We start from the raw sequence: 19,690 nt of genomic DNA, 5'->3' as shown, positions 1-19,690 counted from the left end.
CCCCTAACTTCCCGGCTGCACATAGGGAGCGGTGGCCCACATGGCCCGCTCCCACCCGCGCGGATCATTTTCCACGCGCGGATTTTCGCTCATCAGCATCGTCGCGCGGGTCGGCAGGCTATAGGACGTCCAACTCCCCTCACCCGTTTTCGCCAGTTTTACAAAAGCGCCTTGCAACGCGTCGCGCGTGGCCCTCGCGCCCGCATCCGTACCGCTGAAACTGCCCGGCGCATCCAGCGTGCCAAAAACATAGGGAATGTCATCGGTATGGGCGGCCCCGCGCAACGGATCGATCGGCGAACGGCGGGTCAGACAATAGACCCAGGTTTTCTGCGCATCCGCCGCAGCCCGCGCGTCGGCCTCGATGACTTGCCCCGGCCAACTGCGCCCCGCCGTGGTGGCCGCATAGTAGATCTGTTCGGGGCTCCATTCAGGGTGATGGCTGCGGTATTGTGCGATCACATAGGCCGGATCGAGGTCAATCTTGACCTCGGCCGCCATGCGCATAGCGACATTTTCCCAATTCAGCCCTCGCAATTTCGGCCCGCGCGGATCAAGAAAGGCCCGCGTTTCCTCGATCACATTGCCAAGGATCATCGGAATATCCAGCGATTGGGGCGCTGCGTCAGGCCAGAACGGATGGCGCGGCAGATTGATCATATCCAGCACCGGCCCGAAATAGGCGGAACCGCCCATGATGGGATCGGTGGCGCCCAACCCTTCGACAAAGCGCTCGATAGGCAGATGGCGCAAAGCCTCGGCATTGCCCTGCGCGATTTTGAGGCGATCGAAAAAGGCCCGCGTGCGCTCCCAAGCATGGGCGGGGCCGCTGGCGACTACCTGCTGGCCGCTCATCGTGGCGGCGGAATGGAACAGGCCCCGCGCGGCGGGCATCGCCATCAGCGTGGCGATCTTGGCCCCTCCGCCCGATTGGCCAAAGGTGAAGATACGCGAAGAATCGCCGCCAAAATGATGAATATTCTGCCTGATCCATTGCAGGGCGCAGATCAGGTCAAGTTGCCCAAGATTGCCGCTGTCAGCAAATTGCGCGCCCAAAGGCTGCAGCCACAAATAGCCCAACGCATTGAGCCGATGGTTGACCGTCACCACCACCACATCGCCCTGCTCGGCCAGATGATGGCCATGGGTCAGCGGATCGGTGACGCTACCGGTCGTATAGGCCCCGCCGTGGAAATAGACCATAACGGCACGGGCGGCCTTGGTGTTCGCCTCGGGCGTCCAGATGTTGAGGAACAGGCAGTCCTCTGACTGCGGCTGATCCTTCATCCCGCGCTGGGGACAGATCGGGCCAAAGCTGTGGGCCAAGGTGGGCTGAGTGGCAAAAGGCTCGATCTGCGGGCGCGCGAAACGGGCCGCGCGGGCGTAGCGTATGCCCTTGAACGCCAGTACTTCGCCCTCTGGCAGGCCCTGATAAGCGCCCGCCTGAACCTTGCGCCGGCCGGCCAAGGCGGGCGAGGCGATCAACGCCGCCGCGCCGCCAAGGACAGTTCGGCGCGTGGCCCTACCGCCGGACATCGCTGGAATTGCCGGTAAAGCTGTCGACCTCGGCGCGCGGCAGGCGCAGCCAATCGCCGTGGAGCGAGTGCTTGAGGGCATTCATGGCCAGACCAAGCCGCGCCATTTTCTGCGCATCGCCGCCCTCCAGCCAGCCCGTCAGGACCCCCGCCGCAAAGGCATCGCCCGATCCTACGCGGTCGATGATATCGGTGATCTCGATTTCCGGCGTCTGATACCGATCCTCGCGCAGATCGACGCGGGCCGAGAGGCGGTGGTGGGTCTGGGTGATCGGATGGCGCGCTGTGCTGGCCATGACCTGAAGGTTGGGAAAGGTGGCGAAGGCAGCCTCGACCGCCTCGCGCCGCCGTTCCGCGCCATCGCCGGAGAAAGGCTTTTGCAGCAGCAGTGTCATGTCGCGGTGGTTGCCGAACATGATCGTCGCGTCAGCCAGCAATTCCAGCAGGATCTCGCGCGGATTGCTGTCCCATGCGCCCCACAGCTTCTCACGGAAATTGCAGTCGAAGCTGACCGGGACGCCAGCGGCCCGCGCCGCCTTGATCCCGGCGCGGGCGAGGTCCACACCGCCCGGGCCAAGCGCGGCGGTGATGCCAGAAATGTGGAACAGCGAGGCGCCATCCAGCGCGGCGGCGAAGTCGAATTCCTCCGACCGCGCAGTGGCAAAGGCCGATCCGGCGCGGTCATAGGTGATCGCGCTGGGCCGCAGCGAACCGCCGACTTCGAGGAAATACAGGCCCATGCGTCCTTCGCCGCGCACGAAATGCGCGACATCGACGCCTGCGCCCGCCAGCGCCGCGCGGGCCTTGTCGCCCAGCGCATTGGCCGGAACTTTCGACACGAACCGCGCCCCATGCCCCATCGCCACCAGCGCCACGCCGACATTGGCCTCCGCCCCGCCGATGGTCAGGTCAAGCGATTGCGCATCGGCAATCACCCGCCCCGCAGGCGTGGCGAAACGCAGCATCACCTCGCCGAAACAGACGACAGGGCCAGAACGATCCTTGGTCATCGCGCCAGCCAACCGCCATCGACGGCCAGCACATGGCCCTGCACATAATCGGCAGCATTGCTGGCCAGAAACACCGCCGCGCCGCCCATATCCGCCGGACTGCCCCAGCGGCCTTCGGGGATGCGCTCCATGATCTGGCGGTTGCGGGATTCGTCCGCCTGCAAAGCCGCCGTGTTGTTGGTGGCGATATAGCCCGGCGCGATGGCGTTGACGTTCACACCCTTGCTCGCCCATTCGCAGGCCAGCAGCTTGGTCAGCCCCGCCACGCCCGATTTGGACGCAGTATAGGACGGCACGCGGATGCCGCCCTGAAAGCTGAGCATCGAGGCGATGTTGATGATCTTGCCGCGCTGGCCGGTGTCGGCATGATGCGCGATCATGTGACGACCGGCGGCCTGCGACAAAAAGAACACCGATTTGAGATTGGTGTCGACCACCGCATCCCAGTCTTCCTCGGTGAAATCCACGCTGTCATTGCGGCGGATGATCCCGGCATTGTTGACCAGAATGTGCAATCCGCCCAACTTCTCCACCGCCTGCGCCACGACATCGCCCACCGGGGCGATGGTCGAAAGATCAGCGCCGATGATCTCGGCCCGGCGCCCGGCATTGCGCACCAGAGCGGCGGTTTCCTCCGCAGGCGTACGGCCCACCAGCGCCACATCGGCCCCGGCCTGCGCCAAAGCCAACGCAATCCCCTGACCGATGCCCGTATTGGCACCGGTCACCACGGCCACGCGGCCGGTCAGGTCAAAGCTCATTACCGCCTCACTTCAACTGGCAAATGTCGAGGACTTTCATGTCGGTATAGTCGAGGTTTTCCCCGCCCATCGCCCAGATGAAGGCATATTTCTTGGTGCCCGAACCCATGTGGACCGACCACGGGGGGCTGATGACGGCCTCTTCATTGCCGATCACGATGTGGCGCAGGTCTTCGGGCTGGCCCATGTAATGGAACACGCGGTCGGCCTCGGTGGGCATGTCGAAGTAGAGATAGATCTCGCTGCGGCGGTCATGCAGGTGCGGCGGCATGGTGTTCCACACGCTGCCTTCCTCCAGCACGGTGAGGCCGAGCAGAAGCTGCGCGCTCTCGCAGACGCCGGGGATGACGAGCTGATAGATCGTGCGCTGGTTCGAATTGGCCAGATCGCCGCGGGCCAACGGGTTGGCCTGATCGAGTGTGATATGTTTGATCGGGAACGCCTTATGCGCCGGGACCGAGGCGATGTAGAAACGCGCGCCTTCGCCCTCGAAGATCACCTCGCCGGTGCCCATGGGGAGATAGAGGCATTCCTTGTTGCCCATTTCATAGCGCGTGCCATCGACCGTGATCGCGCCCGGGCCGCCGATGTTGACAATGCCCGCCTCGCGGCGCTCCAGAAACGGATGACCGGCAGCGGAGGCCGGTTCGGTTTGCTCGGGCAGCTTCAACGGCTCCTTGCCCGGCACCGCGCCGCCGATCACGAAGCGTTCGTTATGCGAATAATTGAGGTTCACTTGCCCCTCGACAAACATGCCCGATACCAGATAACGGTCGCGCAGTTCATCATTAGAAACACATTCCATCATATCAGGATGTGTGGCATGATAGGTCTTGCTGAACATGGGTAGCTCTCCCGGCAAAGATTTGGTGCCGTCCGGCACATGGTTGATTGCTTGGTAGCGGGTTTTGGTAACCGGTGTCAATAACCGCCAAACATGACTTTTTGCAGACAGGCAAGCGGCCTGGATCAGCCCTTGAGCGGCGCTGTCGAGGCCCGTTCGACCAGTTCGGAACGAAAGAAGGATTTGTGTTCGGCCGCCCTCTCCGGCTGGATCAGCTTGAAAGCCGCCGAACGCGCCATCGCCCGGATCGGCCAGCGCACCGTGCTGAGCGGAGGCCAGATATGCGCGCCGATCGGCGTATCGTCGAAGCCCAGAATCGAGAGCTGGCGCGGCACTTCCAGCCCCTGCTCCAATGCGGCGTGGAGCACGGCGGCGGCCATCTCGTCATTAGCGGCAAAGATCGCGGTCGGGCGCGGATTTTGGCTCAACACCTGCTTGGCGGCGGTATAGCCCGAATCGAAAGTGTAATTGCCCGATGCCCGCAATTCGTCGGGCAGGCTCAGACCGTGCGCCAAAAGCGCCTCACGCAACCCCGCCTCACGCTCGCGCGCCGAGCGGAAGCCATCAGGCCCCGCAACATGGCCGATGCGAGTGTGTCCATCGCGAATCAGCTTATCGACCGCCTCGCGCACGGCCTCGCGGTCATTCGATTCGACCAGGTGCTCTTCATCATCCAGCCGCGCCGAGCCCATCCGCACATAGCGGCAGCCCAGTTCGGCGCAGAGCCGGGCCACTTCGTCATTTTCAGAAACCGGTGGCAGGACGTAAATACCGTAAAGCCGCTGCTGCTCGATGAAATGGCGGATATCGTCGAAAAGATGGGGGCTCTTGCGGTCCACCGGGCGCACGACCAGCGCGAATTCGGTGCCCTTCATCGCATCCAGCATGCCTTCCTGAACCGACAGGACCATCTGCGCATTGGGGTTGTCGTGGATCAGGCCGATCAGGAAATTGCGCCGCAAAGCCAAGGCCCGCGCCTGCGGATTGGGCACATAGCCCAGATCGCGGATCACCGCCGTCACCTTGTCGCGCGTTGCATCGTTGAGCAAGGGCGAGTTGTTGATCACACGGCTGACGGTCTTTTTCGACACACCCGCCAGGCGCGCCACATCATTGATCGTCGGCTTGGGCTCACGATTGGCCACGTTGTTCCCACCTCTCTGGCTCGTCTGTACTTTTGCTGCCTTGCCCTTGCATGATGAAGGGCGCAAGCAGGAGACTTATTGACACCGGTTACCATAAACGACATTCCCACGCAAAGGCGAAACCCCGCGTGGGGAGATTCGCGAAACGAACCCTTGGTGAGAATGATGAGCCTGCAACCCGCCCTGATCCGCGTACATCCCGAAGACAGCGTCGCCGTGGCGTTGCGGCCCATCGCGGGCGGAGAGGTGGTTGCGCTTGGCGATCAGCATTACACCGCCAATGCCGCCATCCCGCAGGGGCACAAGGTGGCCCTGATCGCCCATGCGCCGGGCGACACCGTGCGCAAATATGGCCAGCCCATCGGCAAGGCCACCGCCGCCATTGCGCCGGGCGATCATGTTCACACGCATAATCTGGCCACGGCTCTGGCGGGCGAATTGACCTATGCGCCCGATGCCCATGGCGATGTCGCGGCGGCGCAGCCCAATGCGGCCCAATGGCGCGGCTATCTGCGCGTGGACGGGCGCGCCGCCACGCGCAACGAAATCTGGGTGCTGCCCACGGTGGGCTGCGTCGGCCTGACCGCCGAACAGGTCGCGCGCGAGGCCACCGCTCGCCATGCCGATCTGATTGCGGAGGGGCGGATCGACGGCATCCATGCCTTTTCCCATCCCCATGGCTGCTCGCAACTGGGCGACGATCTGGCGGGCACGCGGGCGGTTCTGGCAGGTTTGGCGGCCAATCCCAATGCGGCGGGCGTGCTGGTGCTGGGGCTGGGCTGCGAATCGAACCAGATTGACGAGCTGATGGCACTGGTCCCTGAAAGCGCGCGGGGCAAAGTCGCCACCCTTTCTTCACAAAGCGCGGGCGATGAGCTGGCTGAAGCCGCCGCGCTGATCGACGCCATGGTCGAACAGGCCGCATCGGCGCAGCGGGTGGACTTGCCGCTTTCCGCGCTGGTGGTCGGGCTGAAATGCGGCGGGTCGGATGGGTTTTCGGGCCTGACCGCCAATCCGCTGCTGGGCCGTTTTGCCGAAACGCTGGCGGGCGCGGGCGGCACGCCGGTGCTGACCGAAATTCCCGAGATCTTCGGCGCCGAACAGGCCCTGCTCTCGCGTTCGTCAAATGCGCAGGTGTTCGATGCCGCCGCGGCCTTGGTCAACCGCTTCAAGCGCTATTACCTCGATCAGGGCCTGCCGGTTTCGGAAAACCCCTCGCCCGGCAATCTGGCGGGCGGGATCACCACGCTGGAGGAAAAATCTTTGGGCGCGGTGCAAAAGGCAGGCCGCGTCGCGCTCTGCTCCGTCATCGATTATGGAGAGACGGCGCCGCTGGGCGGGCTGGCCCTGCTGGAGGCGCCGGGCAATGACGCGATTTCCTCGACCGCGCTGGCGGCGGCCGGGGCTACGATGGTGCTCTTCACCACGGGACGTGGGACCCCGCTGGGCTTTCCCGTGCCGACCGTGAAGGTCGCGTCCAATCATCAACTGGCCGCCAACAAACCACATTGGATCGACTTCGATGCCGCCATGGCATTGGACGAAGGGCAGGATGTTGCCGATGAGGCCTTCCTTGCCCGGCTGGTGGCCATCGCCAGCGGGGAAAGGACCGCCGCCGAACGCCATGGCCAGCGCGCCATCGCCATCTGGCGGCGGGGAGTAACCCTATAGGCAAGGCGGGCTGAAAACCGGTTTATGCAATCGCTTGCCCTTATGGTCGATTGCCATTGACACCGGTTTCCATTACTAAATTCACCCAAAGGATTGTGGGATCAGGATGCACACTCAAGAAACCGATCAGACCATCGCTCAGGCCTTCGTTGCGGCCCGCCGCTCTGGCGAAGGTCTGGCCATCTATCCCGGCCCCGCGCCGGTCACGCTGGCCGATGCCTATCGCATTCAGGACGCCGCGATTTCGATCGACGGGCGCGCGGTGGCCGGATGGAAGGTGGGCCGGATCAACGCCCCGCTGGATGCCGAACTGGGCGCCAACCGCCTTGCCGGACCGATCTTTGCCGATTCCGTGACGCAGGACGGCGCGGCCATGCCGGTCTTTGCCGATGGTTTCGTCGCGGGCGAGGCCGAATGGCTGCTCCATGTCGCGCCCGGTTTTGCCGGCCCGGTACCTACCGATGACGCCGCCACCAAGGCGATCATCGACGAGGTGCGCATCGGCATCGAAATCGCCAGTTCGCCCTATCCCGGCATCAATGCCGACGGGCCCTGCGTGACCGTCTCCGATTACGGCAACAATGCGGGCCTCGTGCTGGGTGCGCCGGTGGACGGGTGGGCTGATCTCGACCTCTGTACGATCTCTGTTGCCACCACCATCGGCGGCGCGGTGGTGGGTGAAGCCACCGCCGCCACGATGCTCGACGGCCCCTATGGCGCGGTGCGCTTTTTGCTGGCCAATCTGATGGAGCGCGGGCTGGACGTGTCGGGCGGGCTCTGGGTCTCCTCGGGCGCGGTCACGGGCGTGCATCAGGCGCTGGTCGGCCAGAGCGTGAGCGCCAGTTTCGGCGATCTGGGGCAAGTGTCCTGCACGCTTACCCAGGCCCAGCCCCGTTAACGCGCCACAAGAAGCGCAATTGGAGAGTGGATGATGACAGGCGTAATTGAGCTGGATCCCAAGGCTGGACGGCGGCGCTGGGTCGTGTGCGGCCTGCTGTTTGCGGCAACGGCGGTGAATTATATCGACCGCCAGATGATCGGCGTGCTCAAACCCACGCTGAAGGAAGAACTGGGCTGGCAGGAAAGCGATTTCGCCACCATCGTCTTCTGGTTCCAGATGGCCTATGCGATCGGCTATATCTCGTTTGGGCGGATCGTGGACGTGCTGGGGGCGCGGCTGGGCTATGCGGTTGCCATCGTGATCTGGACGGCGGGCCATATGGCGCATGGTTTCGCCACCGGGGTCGCCAGTTTTGCCGCCGCCCGCTTTGGGCTGGGCGTCGGGGAATCGGGCAATTTCCCTGCCGGTATCAAGGCCGTGGCCGACTGGTTCCCCCAGCGCGAGCGCGCCTTTGCCATCGGTCTGTTCAATGCAGGCGCCAATGTGGGCGCGATCATCACGCCGCTGCTGGTGCCCGCGCTGGTGCTGTGGTTTGGCTGGCGCTCGGCCTTTTTCATCACCGGCATTTTCGGTCTGGCATGGCTGGGGGCATGGTGGGCGCTCTATCGCCACCCGCGCGAAGAGGCCAAGATCACGCCGGGCGAACTGGCGTGGATCGAGCAGGACCCGGCCGACACCACCGAAAAGATCGGCTGGAGCCGCCTTATCACCCTGCGCGAAACATGGGCCTATGCGCTGGCGAAGTTCCTGATCGATCCCATCTGGTGGTTCTTCCTCTTCTGGCTGCCGGGCTATCTGTTCGACCGCTATCATCTTGATCTCAAAAGCTTCGGCCTGCCGCTTGCCGCCATCTACATCATTTCCGATCTGGGCAGCGTAGCTGGGGGCTGGCTCTCGTCCTTCATGCTGAAACGCGGCTATTCGGTGAATGCGGCGCGCAAAATGGCCATGCTGATCTGCGCTTTCTGCGTGCTGCCGATCTATTTCGCGCAGAGCATCGAAAGCGTGTGGGGCGCGGTGCTGGTGATCGGCCTTGCAACGGCGGCGCATCAGGCCTTCTCGGCCAATGTTTACACCCTGCCCTCCGACATGTTCCCCCGCGCGGCGGTGGGCAGCGTGGTGGGCATCGGCGGCACGGTCGGCGCGCTGGGCGGCATGGGGATGGCGCTGTTCACCGGCTATATCCTCGACGCCACCCACAGCTACGAATTGCTCTTCGCCATTTGCGCCAGCGCCTATCTGGTCGCTCTGGCGGTGGTCCACCTGCTCAGCCCTCGTCTGACGCCCGCCACGGTGGAGTAACGAAATCCTCCCCCATGATTGCTCATGGATTGTCTGGACCGGGAAGGCTGCCTAAAGCTTTCCCGGTCCTTTTTTTGTGAGTGCCTTATGACCGCTTCGCTTTCCCGGCTGTTGAACATCATGGCGCGGCTGCGCGATCCCGAAAGGGGCTGCGAATGGGATGTGGCGCAGACCTTCGCCACCATCGCGCCCTATACCGTCGAGGAGGCCTATGAGGTGGCCGATGCCATCGAGCGCGGCGACATGGCGGGATTGCGCGAGGAACTGGGCGATCTGCTGCTGCAAGTGGTGTTTCACAGCCGGATGGCGCAGGAGGCGGACCTCTTCGCCTTTGACGATGTGGCCGATGCGATCAGCGACAAGATGGAGGCGCGCCATCCGCATGTGTTTGGTGATGCCGCCGACGAGGGGCAGTCGCGCGAGGTCCGCTGGGAAAAGCTGAAGGAGCAGGAGCGGGCGGATAAAGGCGCGTCGAGCGCGCTGGACGGGGTGGCGCTGGCCCTGCCCGCGCTGATGCGGGCGGAAAAGTTGCAGAAGCGGGCGGCGCGGGTCGGCTTTGACTGGCCGGATGTGTCCGGCCCAGAGGCGAAGGTGGCCGAAGAGGTGATCGAACTGGCCGAGGCGACCACGGACGAAGAGCGCCTGGCCGAGGCGGGGGATTTCCTTTTTGCCGCTGTCAATCTGGTACGGGCCTACGGCATCTCGGCCGAAGAGGCCCTGCGCGCGGCCAATGTTAAATTCGAACGGCGATTCAAGGGGATGGAGGCGATTGCCGAGGCGCGCGGGGTGGATTTTGCCGCGCTCTCGCTCGATGAGCAGGAAGGGTTGTGGCAAGAGGTTAAGAAGGGGGAAAATGCGAGGGTCTAGACCCTCGCGCTCCCGATACTGTCTATGTCGCGTGCAAGGTTCGGCGTTTTGTGTCGGACGCGGCGTTGGAATTTTAAAGCCTGCGGCGCAGATATAAAGCGCCGCAGGCTTTATAACCCATTCCAAAATCTATGAGCTTTCGCGCCACCCCATTCATGGGATTGCAAAGGGACAAGTCCCTTTGCCCGCCGGAGGCACGCTTAAACCTTCACAACCTCACAAACCGCCCAAATTCCTTGGGCGTCAGCTTCACTGACATCACCCGCGCGGGCTCATCCCCGCCGGTATCCTCATCGGATAACACCTCACCATGGGCATAGAGCCAGGCGATGCGCGCGCCATCATGGACCGGGATGGTGAAGCGATGCTCCCGCGCATCCCCGGTCAACAACCGGTTGGCGGTTTCGAGCAATTCCTCGCAGCCCTCGCCCGTCATGGCCGAGAGCGGGACCACCACCTCGTCATCATGGGCCGCCTCTCGCGCGGCGTGCCAGAGATGCGCGGCCTGTTCGGCGCTCAGCAGGTCCCACTTGTTCCACACCTCGATCATCGGTACCGAAGGGGCGCGTGTCCCCTCCTCCAGCAAACCAAGATCTTCCAGGACGGAAAGCACCTGTTCCTTTTGCGCCGCCGTGTCGGGATTGGCGATATCGCGCACATGGATGACGATATCGGCCGCCGTCACCTCCTCAAGCGTGGCGCGGAAGGCGGCGACCAATTGCGTCGGCAGGTCGGAGATGAAGCCCACCGTGTCCGACATGATCGCCTTTTCGATACCAGGCAGGCGGATCGCGCGCATCGTCGGGTCCAGCGTGGCGAAGAGCAGATCCTGCGCCATCACGCTCGCCCCGGTCAGCCGGTTAAACAGCGTCGATTTGCCCGCATTGGTATAGCCCACCAACGCCAGCACCGGCCAGGGCGCCTTTTCGCGCCGGTCGCGGTGCAGCCCGCGCGTGCGGCGGACCTGTTCCAGCTCGCGCCGGATGCGGGCCATGCGGTCGCGGATCATGCGGCGGTCGGCCTCGATCTGGGTTTCGCCCGGACCGCCGAGGAAGCCGAAGCCGCCCCGCTGGCGTTCAAGGTGAGTCCAGCTGCGGACCAAACGGCCCTGCTGGTAATCCAGATGCGCCAGTTCGACCTGCAAACGCCCTTCGGCAGTCGCCGCGCGCTCGCCAAAGATTTCGAGGATCAGGCCCGTCCGGTCGATCACCTTGCGCTTGAGCTTGTCCTCAAGGTTGCGCTGCTGAACGGCCGAGAGCGCGCCATCGACGATGACAAGTTCGGCCTCATGCAGATTGCATTGGGTGATGATGTTCTGGATCTGGCCTTCGCCGAACAGCGTGCCGGGGCGGGGTTCGCGAATGGCGATCGGGAAGGCCTCGGCAATCACCAGCCCGATGGCCAGCGCCAGACCTTTCGCCTCTTCCACACGCGACTCGATGTCGGAGGCGCTGGGGCGCCCCCGAATCTCGGGGCAGACGATCAAGGCGCGTGCGCCCCGTGTAACCTCGCCCTCAGCTTCCTCTCCGAAAATCAGGCGTCTGAACCTTCTTCACCATCCCACTCGCCGGTCAGATCGACCGGGCCAAGCGGCTGAATCGTCGAAACCGCATGCTTATAGGCAAGCTGCACATAACCTTCGCGTTCCAGCATCATGCAGAACAGGTCATAGGCCGCCACACGCCCCTGAAGCATCACGCCGTTCACCAGGAACATCGTGACCTGCACGCTGGACGAGCGGATCGAGGAAAGGAACACATCCTGCAGCAGGCGGGCCTTCTTCGACGCGTCGCCGCCCTGCGGGAACAGGCGTGTGTCGATGGGCTGGCTGGGCATGATGGTCGAAACGGCGTGCTTATAGACCAGCTGCGACTGACCATCACGGCGCAACAGGATCGAGAAATTGTCGAACCAGGTGACAATACCCTGCAACTTCACGCCCTTGACGAGGAACATGGTGACGGGGGTCTTGTTCTTGCGCAGATAGTTCAGGAACTGGTCCTGCAAATTCTGGCTGCCCTTGCCCGAGGCTACGGGAACGGGGGCTGCGGCAACGGCTTCGACGCCCTCTTCAACGGCGGATTCCTCAGGCTTAGAACGCGGACGAGCGGACAGCGTGCGGCCAGTAGACATGGTTTGCTCCTATTGTTGGCGGCCGTTTCTACGGTCCGCATTCTGGCCAAAAGTGATTCTGCACCTCTGGCCGATTGAGCCCCATGTCTAGCCTCTCGCAGTTGCAGCGTAAATGCCGAAATTGCGAAAGACGTATTCACTCTTCCTCATCATCATCCCGCTTGTCGCCCATGCCCAGCAGCTTGAGCTTGCGGTGCAGGGCCGAGCGCTCCATGCCGATGAAGGCGGCCGTCTTTGAAATATTGCCGGAAAAGCGCCGGATCTGAACCCGCAAATATTCCCGCTCAAAGTTTTCCCGCGCCTCGCGCAGGGGCACGCCCATCAGCGAGGACATGCCGGAATCTCCGGCCAGACGCCCGCTGTTGATTTCGGCAGGCAGCATATCGACCTCGATCCGCCCCAGTCTTTCACGCGGGGCCAGAATCACCGTGCGCTCCACCACATTGCGCAACTGGCGCACATTGCCCGGCCATTCATAGGCCTGCATCGCGGCCATCGCCTCGATGCTGATATCGGGCGGGGGCATGCCCTGATCATTGGCATAGCGGGCAAAGAAATGCTGGACCAGCACGGGAATATCCTCGCGCCGCTCGGCCAGAGGCGGCACCGCCACCGGCACCACGTTCAAGCGATAGAACAGATCCTCGCGGAAGGTCTTTTCGATGATTTCCTTTTCCAGATTGCGGCTGGTCGAGGACACCACACGCACATCAACGCGGATCTGGCGATTGCCGCCCACGCGGACAAAGGCCTGCTCGGTCAGAACCCGCAGGATGCGCGCCTGGGTCGACAGCGGCATATCGCCCACCTCGTCCAGATAAAGCGTGCCCCCATCGGCCAGTTCGAGCAGACCTGCGCGCACCAGCTTGCCATTGGCCTCCTCGCCAAACAGTTCCTCTTCGAAACGTTCAGGCGTGATCCGGGCCGAATTGACGCTGACGAAAGGCTTTTCTGCCCGCCCGCTCCACGAATGGAGCAGACGTGCCGCCACCTCCTTACCCACGCCCGATGGGCCGGAGATCAGCAGGCGGCTGCCGGTATTGGCAACGCGTTTAAGTGTGGCGCGTACATGGTTGATTGCGCTGGATGAACCGTGAAACTCCGTCCCCTGCGCCGTATCCAGTTTCAGCCGTGCGTTTTCCCGCCGCAGCCGCTCCGTTTCCGTAGCGCGTTCGACCAGATGCAGCAGGCGCTCGGTCTCAAAGGGTTTTTCGATGAAGTCCATCGCCCCGCGCCCGATCGCGGCCACCGCCGTGTCGATATTGCCATGGCCCGAAAAGATGATGACCGGCAGGTCAGGCTCACGCGTCTTGATCGCGTCCAGCACCTCCAGCCCGTCCATCGGGCTGCCGTGCAGCCACACATCGAGCAGCACCAGCGAGGGCCGCCGCCGGTCCACCTCGTCCAGCGCGGCGCGGCTGTCACCGGCGGTCCGGCATTCATAGCCTTCGTCCGACAGCACACCCGCCACCAGTTCGCGGATGTCCTTTTCATCATCAACGATCAGGATATCGACAGCCATCAGGCTTTTCCTCTTTTCATTCGGCTCATTCCCCCGGCTCCATCACCTTGCCCGCACTCAAAGGATCGCGGGCGAAGCGCAGGGAGACGACGGAGCCACCGCCCTCGGCGCTGGCGAAATTCATGTCGCCGCCGTGTTCTTCGACAATCTTCTTCACAATGGCCAACCCCAGCCCCGTGCCCTTTTCGCGGGTGGTGACATAGGGTTCGACGATACGTTCGCGGTCCTGCGGCAATCCGATGCCATTATCGGCCACCACCGCCACGATGCTCTCGCCCTCGTCGATCAGGCTCAGCCGGATCGCGCCGCGATAGTCCTCGCCCGCCTGCTTCTGCTTGGCCTCGACCGCCTCGGTGGCGTTTTTCAGCACATTGGTCATCGCCTGACCAAACTGATGCCTGTCGCAACCGATGAGGCCGATATCGGAGGGCGCATCGATGGAAAAATCGATGTCTGAGCGCGCAACCTCCTGCAGGAACAGCGATTGCCGCGCCAGATCGACCGGGTCCTCGGAACGGAACACCGGTTTTGGAATGCGGGCAAAGGAGGAGAATTCGTCCACCATCTTGCGCAGGTCGCCCACCTGACGAATGATCGTCGCGGTCAGTTCCTCGAACAATTCGGGATTGTCGCTGATCTGCTTGCGATAGCGGCGCGACAGGCGTTCGGTGGCCAATTGGATCGGGGTCAGCGGGTTCTTGATTTCATGCGCGATGCGCCGCGCGACGTCCGACCATGCCGCCTGCCGTTGATCGAGCAATTGGCGGGTGATGTCTTCAAAGGTGATCACATGGCCGCCCTGCGCCTCGCCCGAGGCGCTGTTGTTGGCCGTCACCTTCACCGCAAGTGTGCGCAGATCGCCCCCGCGTTCGGAGGACACGCCATGCTGGACCACGCCCTCGCGCTTGCCTTCATCGACCATGCCCGCAATCGGCGGCGAAATCTCGGCCAGCGCCTGACCCACCGGCGCGCCATCGCTGCGCCCCAAGAGCAACTTTTGCGCCGAGGAATTCATCAGCCGCACCGCCCCGCCAGCGTCCAGCGAGATGACGCCCGCGGTCACCGACTCCAGCACCGCCTCCATCAGCGCGCGACGCTCGTCGATCTGCTGATTGGCGCGGACGAGGGCGGCCGTCTGGCGCTCGATCTGCTCGGTCATGCGGTTGAACGCGCGGTTGAGCAGGCCGATTTCCTCGGCCCCGCTGCGCCCGGCGATGCGGATTTCATAATTGCCCGCACCCACCCGCTGGGCCGCCGCCACAAGGTCATAGAGCGGCTGCACCTGTCTGTCGGCAAAGCGCAGGGCAAAGACCACCGACAGGCCCACCAGCACCAAGGATATGACAAACAAGGCAATGTTAAACCGCAATTGCAGCAACCGCGCCCTTTGCGTCAGCACCTGATAGGCCTTCACAATATTGTCGGCGCGCTTGCCCTGGCTGATCGCCAAAAGGTCGGATGTGCGCGCGGCATAGAGGTAAAGCCCGGTCCGCTGGTCGATGGCCGTCACCGCCTCAATGCGATCCGCCTTGGCATTGACGACGATCGCCTCGCCGCCATCCACCCGGCGGCGATCCTCGGGCGAGATCTGAACCCGCGCATCATCACGCGCGGGATCGACAATCGCCACGGTGATCATCCGCCCATCGGCGCCCTTTTGCAGGATCGCCACCTCGTCCAGCCCGCGTTGCAACACCTGATAGGAGAGTGCCCGCTGGAAATCGAGGCTGACGATGCTGGTCTGGCTCAGGATATAGCGCAGGTCGCTGGTCATCGCGATGGCCTCGTTCGAGACATCGCGCTGTGTCTGTTCGTAATAGCCGCGCGCCAGCTTGTTGGCGTTTTCCAGAAGCCCACGCGAATTGTCGGAAAACCAGAATTCCACGCCCGACTGAAACAGCCAAGATGCAAAGATCACCACCAGCAGCGTGGGCACCGCCGCGATCAGCGAGAAGAGGAACACCAGTTGCGTGTGCAGCCGCCCCTTGCCGCCCGGAATGCTGGCCCCGCGCCGCACCGCGATCCAGCGCCCGATCAGCACAAGGATCGCCATCGCGGGCAAAAGCATGCCCACCAGCAGCGAAGCGGTCATCCCGCCCGAGAGCAACTGCCCCTTTTCCGCCTGATCCGACACCGCCAGCCATGCCGAAAGGCTGGCCGCCAAAAAGCCGAAAACCGAAATGCCCCAGACGTAGGGCTCCAGATTGGCGCGCCGCGCATAGACCAGCGTTCGCCGCCACCATCGGGGCCATCGTCTCGGTCTTGCCTTATCATCGCTCACCATCGTGGCAGTATTACAACGCCCCTGTGGCAAGAATGCAAGAGGAAACCGACGCATTACCCCAAAGGTCGCCCCTGCCCTAAGGTCGGCGCAGGAAGGAATCGGGGTCTATAGCCAGTTCGCCCAGGCGTTTGCGCAACGTGTTGCGGTTGATCCCCAGCATTTGCGCCGCCCGCAATTGGTTGCCCCCGGTTGCGGCCAGAATGCGGTTGAACAACGGCCTTTCAAACGCCGCCAGTGCCGCGTCATAGACAGTGCCGGAGGGCGGATTATGCTCGCTCAGCCACCGTTCGACCGCGCCGTTCAGATTGAGCGGGGCCTCGATCTGCTCCTCGGCCCGCGCGGCGGAGGCCAGCATCGGCTCCAGCGCAGCAGCATCAATCACATCCTCGCGCGCCAGCAGCGCCAGACGATAGATGAAATTGCGAAGCTCGCGCACATTGCCCCGCCATGGCTGGCGCATCAGCATCGCCTCGGCCTCGGGCGCCAGACGCCGCCGGGGCAAGCCCTCTGTGGCCGCCAGCGCGAGGAAATGCCGAGCCAGCGCCGCAATATCATCCGCCCTTTCGCGCAAAGGCGGCAGATGGATCGGCACGACGTTCAAGCGGTAATAGAGATCCTCGCGGAATTGCCCCGCCGCGATCATCGGCTCCAGATCCTTGTTGGTGGCCGCCACGATGCGCGTGTCGATGCTCACCTCGTCGCGCCCGCCCACGCGGCGAATGCTGCCCGATTGCAGCGCGCGCAGCAGGCGGGTCTGGGCCTGCATCGGCATATCCCCGATTTCGTCAAGGAACAAAGTGCCGCCCGCCGCCTGCTCGAACTTGCCGATATGACGGGCGACGGCGCCGGTAAAGGCGCCCTTTTCATGGCCGAACAATTCGCTCTCGATCAGGTCAGCGGGAATGGCCGCCGTATTGACCGCCACGAAAGGCCCCTTCTGCCGATGCCCCAACTGATGGATCGCCTCGGCCACCAGTTCCTTGCCCGTCCCGCTCTCGCCCAAAATCAGCACGGTCAGATCATTGCGCAGCACGCGCGTAATCATCCGATACACCGCCTGCATCGAAGCCGAACGCCCCACCAGCGGCAAGCCCTGCCCCGGCCCCTCGTCCACGCCCCCGCTCAACGAAGAGCCCTGCGAGCCCGCCGCCTGACGCACGGTGCGCACCAGTTCGTCAATGTCGAAAGGCTTGGGGAAATATTCAAACGCCCCGGTGTCCGACGCGCGCACCGCCGTATCCAGCGTGTTCTGCGCCGAGAGCACGATCACCGGCAGATCGGGATGTATCTCGCGCACGCGGCCCAGCGTCTCGATCCCGTCGCCATCGGTCAGCATCACATCGGTGACCAGCGCGGAAAACTCCCGTGTGGCCAGCAGGCGGTCGCGCTCGACGATTGAATCGCAGCGCACCACCGAAAAACCCTCGGCCTCCAGTGCGGCGGTGATGACGATGGCGATGGACTCATCGTCCTCAACCAGCAAAATGCTCATAGATCCTATCCGTTCAGGGCGTCTGGGGCCGATTTGCGCCGGGGCCTGCCCGATCCGCCCGGCGAGGCCATCGGCAGATGCAGGCGGAAATGAGTCCAGCCCCCCGCCTCGTCGCGGTCATGGGTGATGCGCCCGTTCATGTCGCGCATCAATTTGCGCACCAGCGCCAGACCCAGCCCCTGCCCGGTCTTTTTGCTGGTGACGAAAGGCTCGAAAATCTGGTCGCGCACCGAAGGATCGACGCCGGGGCCATTGTCCGACACGCGCACCTCGATGGGCAGACGCACCGCCTTGCCGCGATCGGTGGCATGCAGTTGCAGACCCGAAACGAAGCGGGTGCGCACGATGATACGTGAATTTTCCACGCCCTGCGTTGCCTCGCGCGCATTGGAGAGCAGGTTGATAAGCACCTGCACCAGCCCGTGCGCGCTGCCCAGAACGGGGGGCAGCGAGGGGTCGAATTCTTCCTCGATCCGCGTCCTACCTTCCTCCTTGGCCCCGCCCGCGGCGGCCAGAATGGTGCTGGCGCGGCGGATGGTTTCATGCAGGTTGCACGGCTCGACCGGATCGGCGGTGCGGCGCGAAAGCGTCTGCATCTGGTCGATCAGCTTGGCGATGCGATCCACCTCATCAGCAATCAGGATGGTGAGCGCACGGTCGCTGCCCTCCACCTTGCGCGCCAGCAATTGCGCCGCCCCGCGAATGCCCGCCAGCGGGTTCTTGATCTCATGGGCCAGCACCTCCGGCCCGCGCAGCCGCCCGTCGCCATCGCCCGGCATCGACTGGCCCAGCGGCTCGACCGTGGCGCTGTCGGCCAGAGTGACCATCATCCAGCCCGGCGCATCCATCACCGGTGTGGTGGCAATGTCGAGCCGTCGGCTGCCCTGGCCCAGAACGTGGGCATCGACCTGTCGCGCGGTGATCGGCGCATCGCTTTCATAGACGCGCTGCATCAGGCGTTCATCATCCAGCGCCACGACATCGACCAGCGAACGCCCCAGCAGGCGGCGCTGGCTCTGGCCCAGAAACTGCTCGGCGGCCGGATTGGCCATCGAGATCTTCTGCCCCGGCGCCAGCAGCATCACCGCCTGAGGCAGGCTGAGCAACATGCGCCGCGCGTCGGGCGCGGGGGGAATGGCGTGGGGCTGATCGGGCGCCATCAGGCCGCGTCTTGCAGCAGCGGCGTGAAAAATTCGTGGAGCGCGGCTTTTACGTCGCGCGGGTCATCCATGAAATTAGCCTTGTTGCGAAACGAGGCCGATCCATGCAGCCCATGCGTATACCAGCCGATATGCTTACGGAACATATTGACGCCGGTCTTGATGTCATAATGGGCGAGCATATCCTCGTAATGCTCGAGAATAACGCCATATTTCTCGGCCAGCGAAGGCTCATCCAGACGCTCGCCCGTCGCCAGCCAATGCATCATCTGCCCCAGCAGCCAGGGCCGCCCATAGGATCCGCGCCCGATCATCACGCCATCGGCGCCCGATTGCTCGACAGCGGCGGCCACGTCCTCGATCGTGCAAATGTCACCATTGACGATGACGGGAATATCGACCGCCTCCTTCACCCGGCGAACAAAGGCCCAGTCGGCACTGCCCTTGTACATCTGATTGCGGGTGCGGCCGTGGACCGTAATCATCTTCGCGCCCAGATCCTGCGCGGTGCGGGCCAGTTCGGGTGCGTTGAGACTGTCATGACACCAGCCCATCCGCATCTTGACCGTCACGGGCACGTCCACCGCCTTGACGCAGGCCTCGATCAACCGCGCGGCCAGATCGGGCACGCGCATCAGCGCAGACCCTGCATCGCCATTAACCACCTTCTTCACCGGACAGCCCATATTGATGTCGATGATGGCGGCGCCCTTGTCAGCCGCGATCTTGGCCGCCTCGGCCATCTGGTCCGGCTCGCAGCCGACGAGCTGCATCGAGACCGGCTCCTCCATCGGGTCCCACGCGGCCTTCTGGATCGACTGGCGCGTTTCGCGGATCGCGGCCGGGCTGGCGATCATCTCGGTCACGTTCAACCCCGAACCATAGCGCCGCACGATGCGCCGAAACGGCAGATCGGTGACAGCCGTCATCGGCGCCAGCACGACCGGGCAATCGATCTGGACAGGGCCGATATGGATCGGTTTCAGAGTGGGGGGGATGGGAGTGTCTGTCATGAATGTTCTGCTATGGGGCGTGCCTAAAAAGTGGGCAGCGCATAAAGGAT

The 19,690-nt window shown here is 63.6% G+C and carries 16 protein-coding genes; 4 read left to right on the top strand and 12 right to left on the bottom strand.

Annotated elements, in window-relative coordinates; all coding sequences use genetic code 11:
• Window positions 1-3 precede the first annotated feature (3 nt).
• The 5 genes from FHW92_RS21310 to FHW92_RS21290 form a co-directional block, all read right to left on the bottom strand.
• Window positions 4-1,536 carry a carboxylesterase family protein gene (locus tag FHW92_RS21310; RefSeq protein WP_168605289.1) on the bottom strand — a complete coding sequence of 511 codons (1,533 nt, stop codon included), beginning with the start codon at window positions 1,534-1,536 and terminating at the stop codon, window positions 4-6.
• Window positions 1,523-2,545, bottom strand: a complete 1,023-nt coding sequence (locus tag FHW92_RS21305) for a sugar kinase (RefSeq protein ID WP_168605288.1) — start codon at window positions 2,543-2,545, stop codon at window positions 1,523-1,525. Before FHW92_RS21305 ends, FHW92_RS21310 begins: the two co-directional genes overlap by 14 nt.
• On the bottom strand, window positions 2,542-3,306 hold the full coding sequence (gene kduD / locus FHW92_RS21300) for a 2-dehydro-3-deoxy-D-gluconate 5-dehydrogenase KduD (protein ID WP_168605287.1): 765 nt from the start codon (window positions 3,304-3,306) through the stop codon (window positions 2,542-2,544). Before kduD ends, FHW92_RS21305 begins: the two co-directional genes overlap by 4 nt.
• Window positions 3,307-3,313: 7 nt before the next feature.
• On the bottom strand, window positions 3,314-4,150 hold the full coding sequence (gene kduI, locus FHW92_RS21295; RefSeq protein ID WP_168605286.1) for a 5-dehydro-4-deoxy-D-glucuronate isomerase: 837 nt from the start codon (window positions 4,148-4,150) through the stop codon (window positions 3,314-3,316).
• A gap of 125 nt (window positions 4,151-4,275) precedes the next feature.
• Window positions 4,276-5,295, bottom strand: a complete 1,020-nt coding sequence (locus FHW92_RS21290) for a LacI family DNA-binding transcriptional regulator (RefSeq protein ID WP_168605285.1) — start codon at window positions 5,293-5,295, stop codon at window positions 4,276-4,278.
• 162 nt (window positions 5,296-5,457) lie between these two features.
• On the opposite strand from FHW92_RS21290, the gene FHW92_RS21285 reads away from it, so the two are divergent.
• From FHW92_RS21285 to mazG, 4 genes are all read left to right on the top strand, one after another.
• Entirely contained in the window at window positions 5,458-6,966 is a 1,509-nt protein-coding gene (locus FHW92_RS21285) for an altronate dehydratase family protein (protein WP_246870331.1), read from the top strand.
• Window positions 6,967-7,072: 106 nt separating this feature from the next.
• Window positions 7,073-7,864, top strand: a complete 792-nt coding sequence (locus FHW92_RS21280; protein ID WP_168605283.1) for a 2-keto-4-pentenoate hydratase — start codon at window positions 7,073-7,075, stop codon at window positions 7,862-7,864.
• A 30-nt stretch (window positions 7,865-7,894) separates the two neighbouring features.
• Window positions 7,895-9,169 carry an MFS transporter gene (locus tag FHW92_RS21275; RefSeq protein ID WP_168605282.1) on the top strand — a complete coding sequence of 425 codons (1,275 nt, stop codon included), beginning with the start codon at window positions 7,895-7,897 and terminating at the stop codon, window positions 9,167-9,169.
• A gap of 87 nt (window positions 9,170-9,256) precedes the next feature.
• A complete protein-coding gene (gene mazG / locus FHW92_RS21270) occupies window positions 9,257-10,036 on the top strand; it encodes a nucleoside triphosphate pyrophosphohydrolase (protein WP_168605281.1) in 780 nt (259 codons plus the stop codon).
• Between the two features lie 208 nt (window positions 10,037-10,244).
• Here mazG and hflX read toward each other — a convergent pair whose 3' ends face one another.
• The 7 genes from hflX to dusB form a co-directional block, all read right to left on the bottom strand.
• Window positions 10,245-11,522 (bottom strand): GTPase HflX, encoded by a 1,278-nt coding sequence (gene hflX / locus FHW92_RS21265; RefSeq protein ID WP_168605280.1) that lies wholly within the window; start codon window positions 11,520-11,522, stop codon window positions 10,245-10,247.
• A gap of 47 nt (window positions 11,523-11,569) precedes the next feature.
• Entirely contained in the window at window positions 11,570-12,169 is a 600-nt protein-coding gene (gene hfq / locus FHW92_RS21260) for an RNA chaperone Hfq (protein ID WP_168605279.1), read from the bottom strand.
• A gap of 136 nt (window positions 12,170-12,305) precedes the next feature.
• Window positions 12,306-13,691 (bottom strand): sigma-54 dependent transcriptional regulator, encoded by a 1,386-nt coding sequence (locus tag FHW92_RS21255; protein WP_168605278.1) that lies wholly within the window; start codon window positions 13,689-13,691, stop codon window positions 12,306-12,308.
• A 25-nt stretch (window positions 13,692-13,716) separates the two neighbouring features.
• Window positions 13,717-15,975, bottom strand: coding sequence for an ATP-binding protein (locus FHW92_RS21250; protein ID WP_168605277.1), 2,259 nt, complete (start codon window positions 15,973-15,975; stop codon window positions 13,717-13,719).
• Between the two features lie 76 nt (window positions 15,976-16,051).
• Complete coding sequence (locus FHW92_RS21245; protein ID WP_168605276.1) at window positions 16,052-17,467, bottom strand: sigma-54 dependent transcriptional regulator; 1,416 nt, start codon at window positions 17,465-17,467, stop codon at window positions 16,052-16,054.
• Window positions 17,468-17,472: 5 nt separating this feature from the next.
• A complete protein-coding gene (locus FHW92_RS21240; RefSeq protein ID WP_246870330.1) occupies window positions 17,473-18,627 on the bottom strand; it encodes an ATP-binding protein in 1,155 nt (384 codons plus the stop codon).
• Entirely contained in the window at window positions 18,627-19,640 is a 1,014-nt protein-coding gene (gene dusB, locus FHW92_RS21235) for a tRNA dihydrouridine synthase DusB (protein ID WP_168605275.1), read from the bottom strand. The genes FHW92_RS21240 and dusB overlap by 1 nt, the downstream gene beginning before the upstream one ends.
• Between the last annotated feature and the right edge of the window lie 50 nt (window positions 19,641-19,690).

This window comes from Novosphingobium sp. SG707 (genome assembly GCF_012275515.1).
Classification (GTDB): domain Bacteria; phylum Pseudomonadota; class Alphaproteobacteria; order Sphingomonadales; family Sphingomonadaceae; genus Novosphingobium.
This window is presented reverse-complemented; position numbering and strand designations above follow the sequence as displayed.

Coding starts and splice junctions, on each gene's coding strand:
- FHW92_RS21310 (WP_168605289.1), bottom strand. CDS start 1,536: ATGTCCGGCGGTAGGGCCACGCGCCGAACTGTCCTTGGCGGCGCGGCG.
- FHW92_RS21305 (WP_168605288.1), bottom strand. CDS start 2,545: ATGACCAAGGATCGTTCTGGCCCTGTCGTCTGTTTCGGCGAGGTGATG.
- kduD (WP_168605287.1), bottom strand. CDS start 3,306: ATGAGCTTTGACCTGACCGGCCGCGTGGCCGTGGTGACCGGTGCCAAT.
- kduI (WP_168605286.1), bottom strand. CDS start 4,150: ATGTTCAGCAAGACCTATCATGCCACACATCCTGATATGATGGAATGT.
- FHW92_RS21285 (WP_246870331.1), top strand. CDS start 5,458: ATGATGAGCCTGCAACCCGCCCTGATCCGCGTACATCCCGAAGACAGC.
- FHW92_RS21280 (WP_168605283.1), top strand. CDS start 7,073: ATGCACACTCAAGAAACCGATCAGACCATCGCTCAGGCCTTCGTTGCG.
- FHW92_RS21275 (WP_168605282.1), top strand. CDS start 7,895: ATGATGACAGGCGTAATTGAGCTGGATCCCAAGGCTGGACGGCGGCGC.
- mazG (WP_168605281.1), top strand. CDS start 9,257: ATGACCGCTTCGCTTTCCCGGCTGTTGAACATCATGGCGCGGCTGCGC.
- hfq (WP_168605279.1), bottom strand. CDS start 12,169: ATGTCTACTGGCCGCACGCTGTCCGCTCGTCCGCGTTCTAAGCCTGAG.
- FHW92_RS21255 (WP_168605278.1), bottom strand. CDS start 13,691: ATGGCTGTCGATATCCTGATCGTTGATGATGAAAAGGACATCCGCGAA.
- FHW92_RS21250 (WP_168605277.1), bottom strand. CDS start 15,975: ATGGTGAGCGATGATAAGGCAAGACCGAGACGATGGCCCCGATGGTGG.
- FHW92_RS21245 (WP_168605276.1), bottom strand. CDS start 17,467: ATGAGCATTTTGCTGGTTGAGGACGATGAGTCCATCGCCATCGTCATC.
- FHW92_RS21240 (WP_246870330.1), bottom strand. CDS start 18,627: ATGGCGCCCGATCAGCCCCACGCCATTCCCCCCGCGCCCGACGCGCGG.
- dusB (WP_168605275.1), bottom strand. CDS start 19,640: ATGACAGACACTCCCATCCCCCCCACTCTGAAACCGATCCATATCGGC.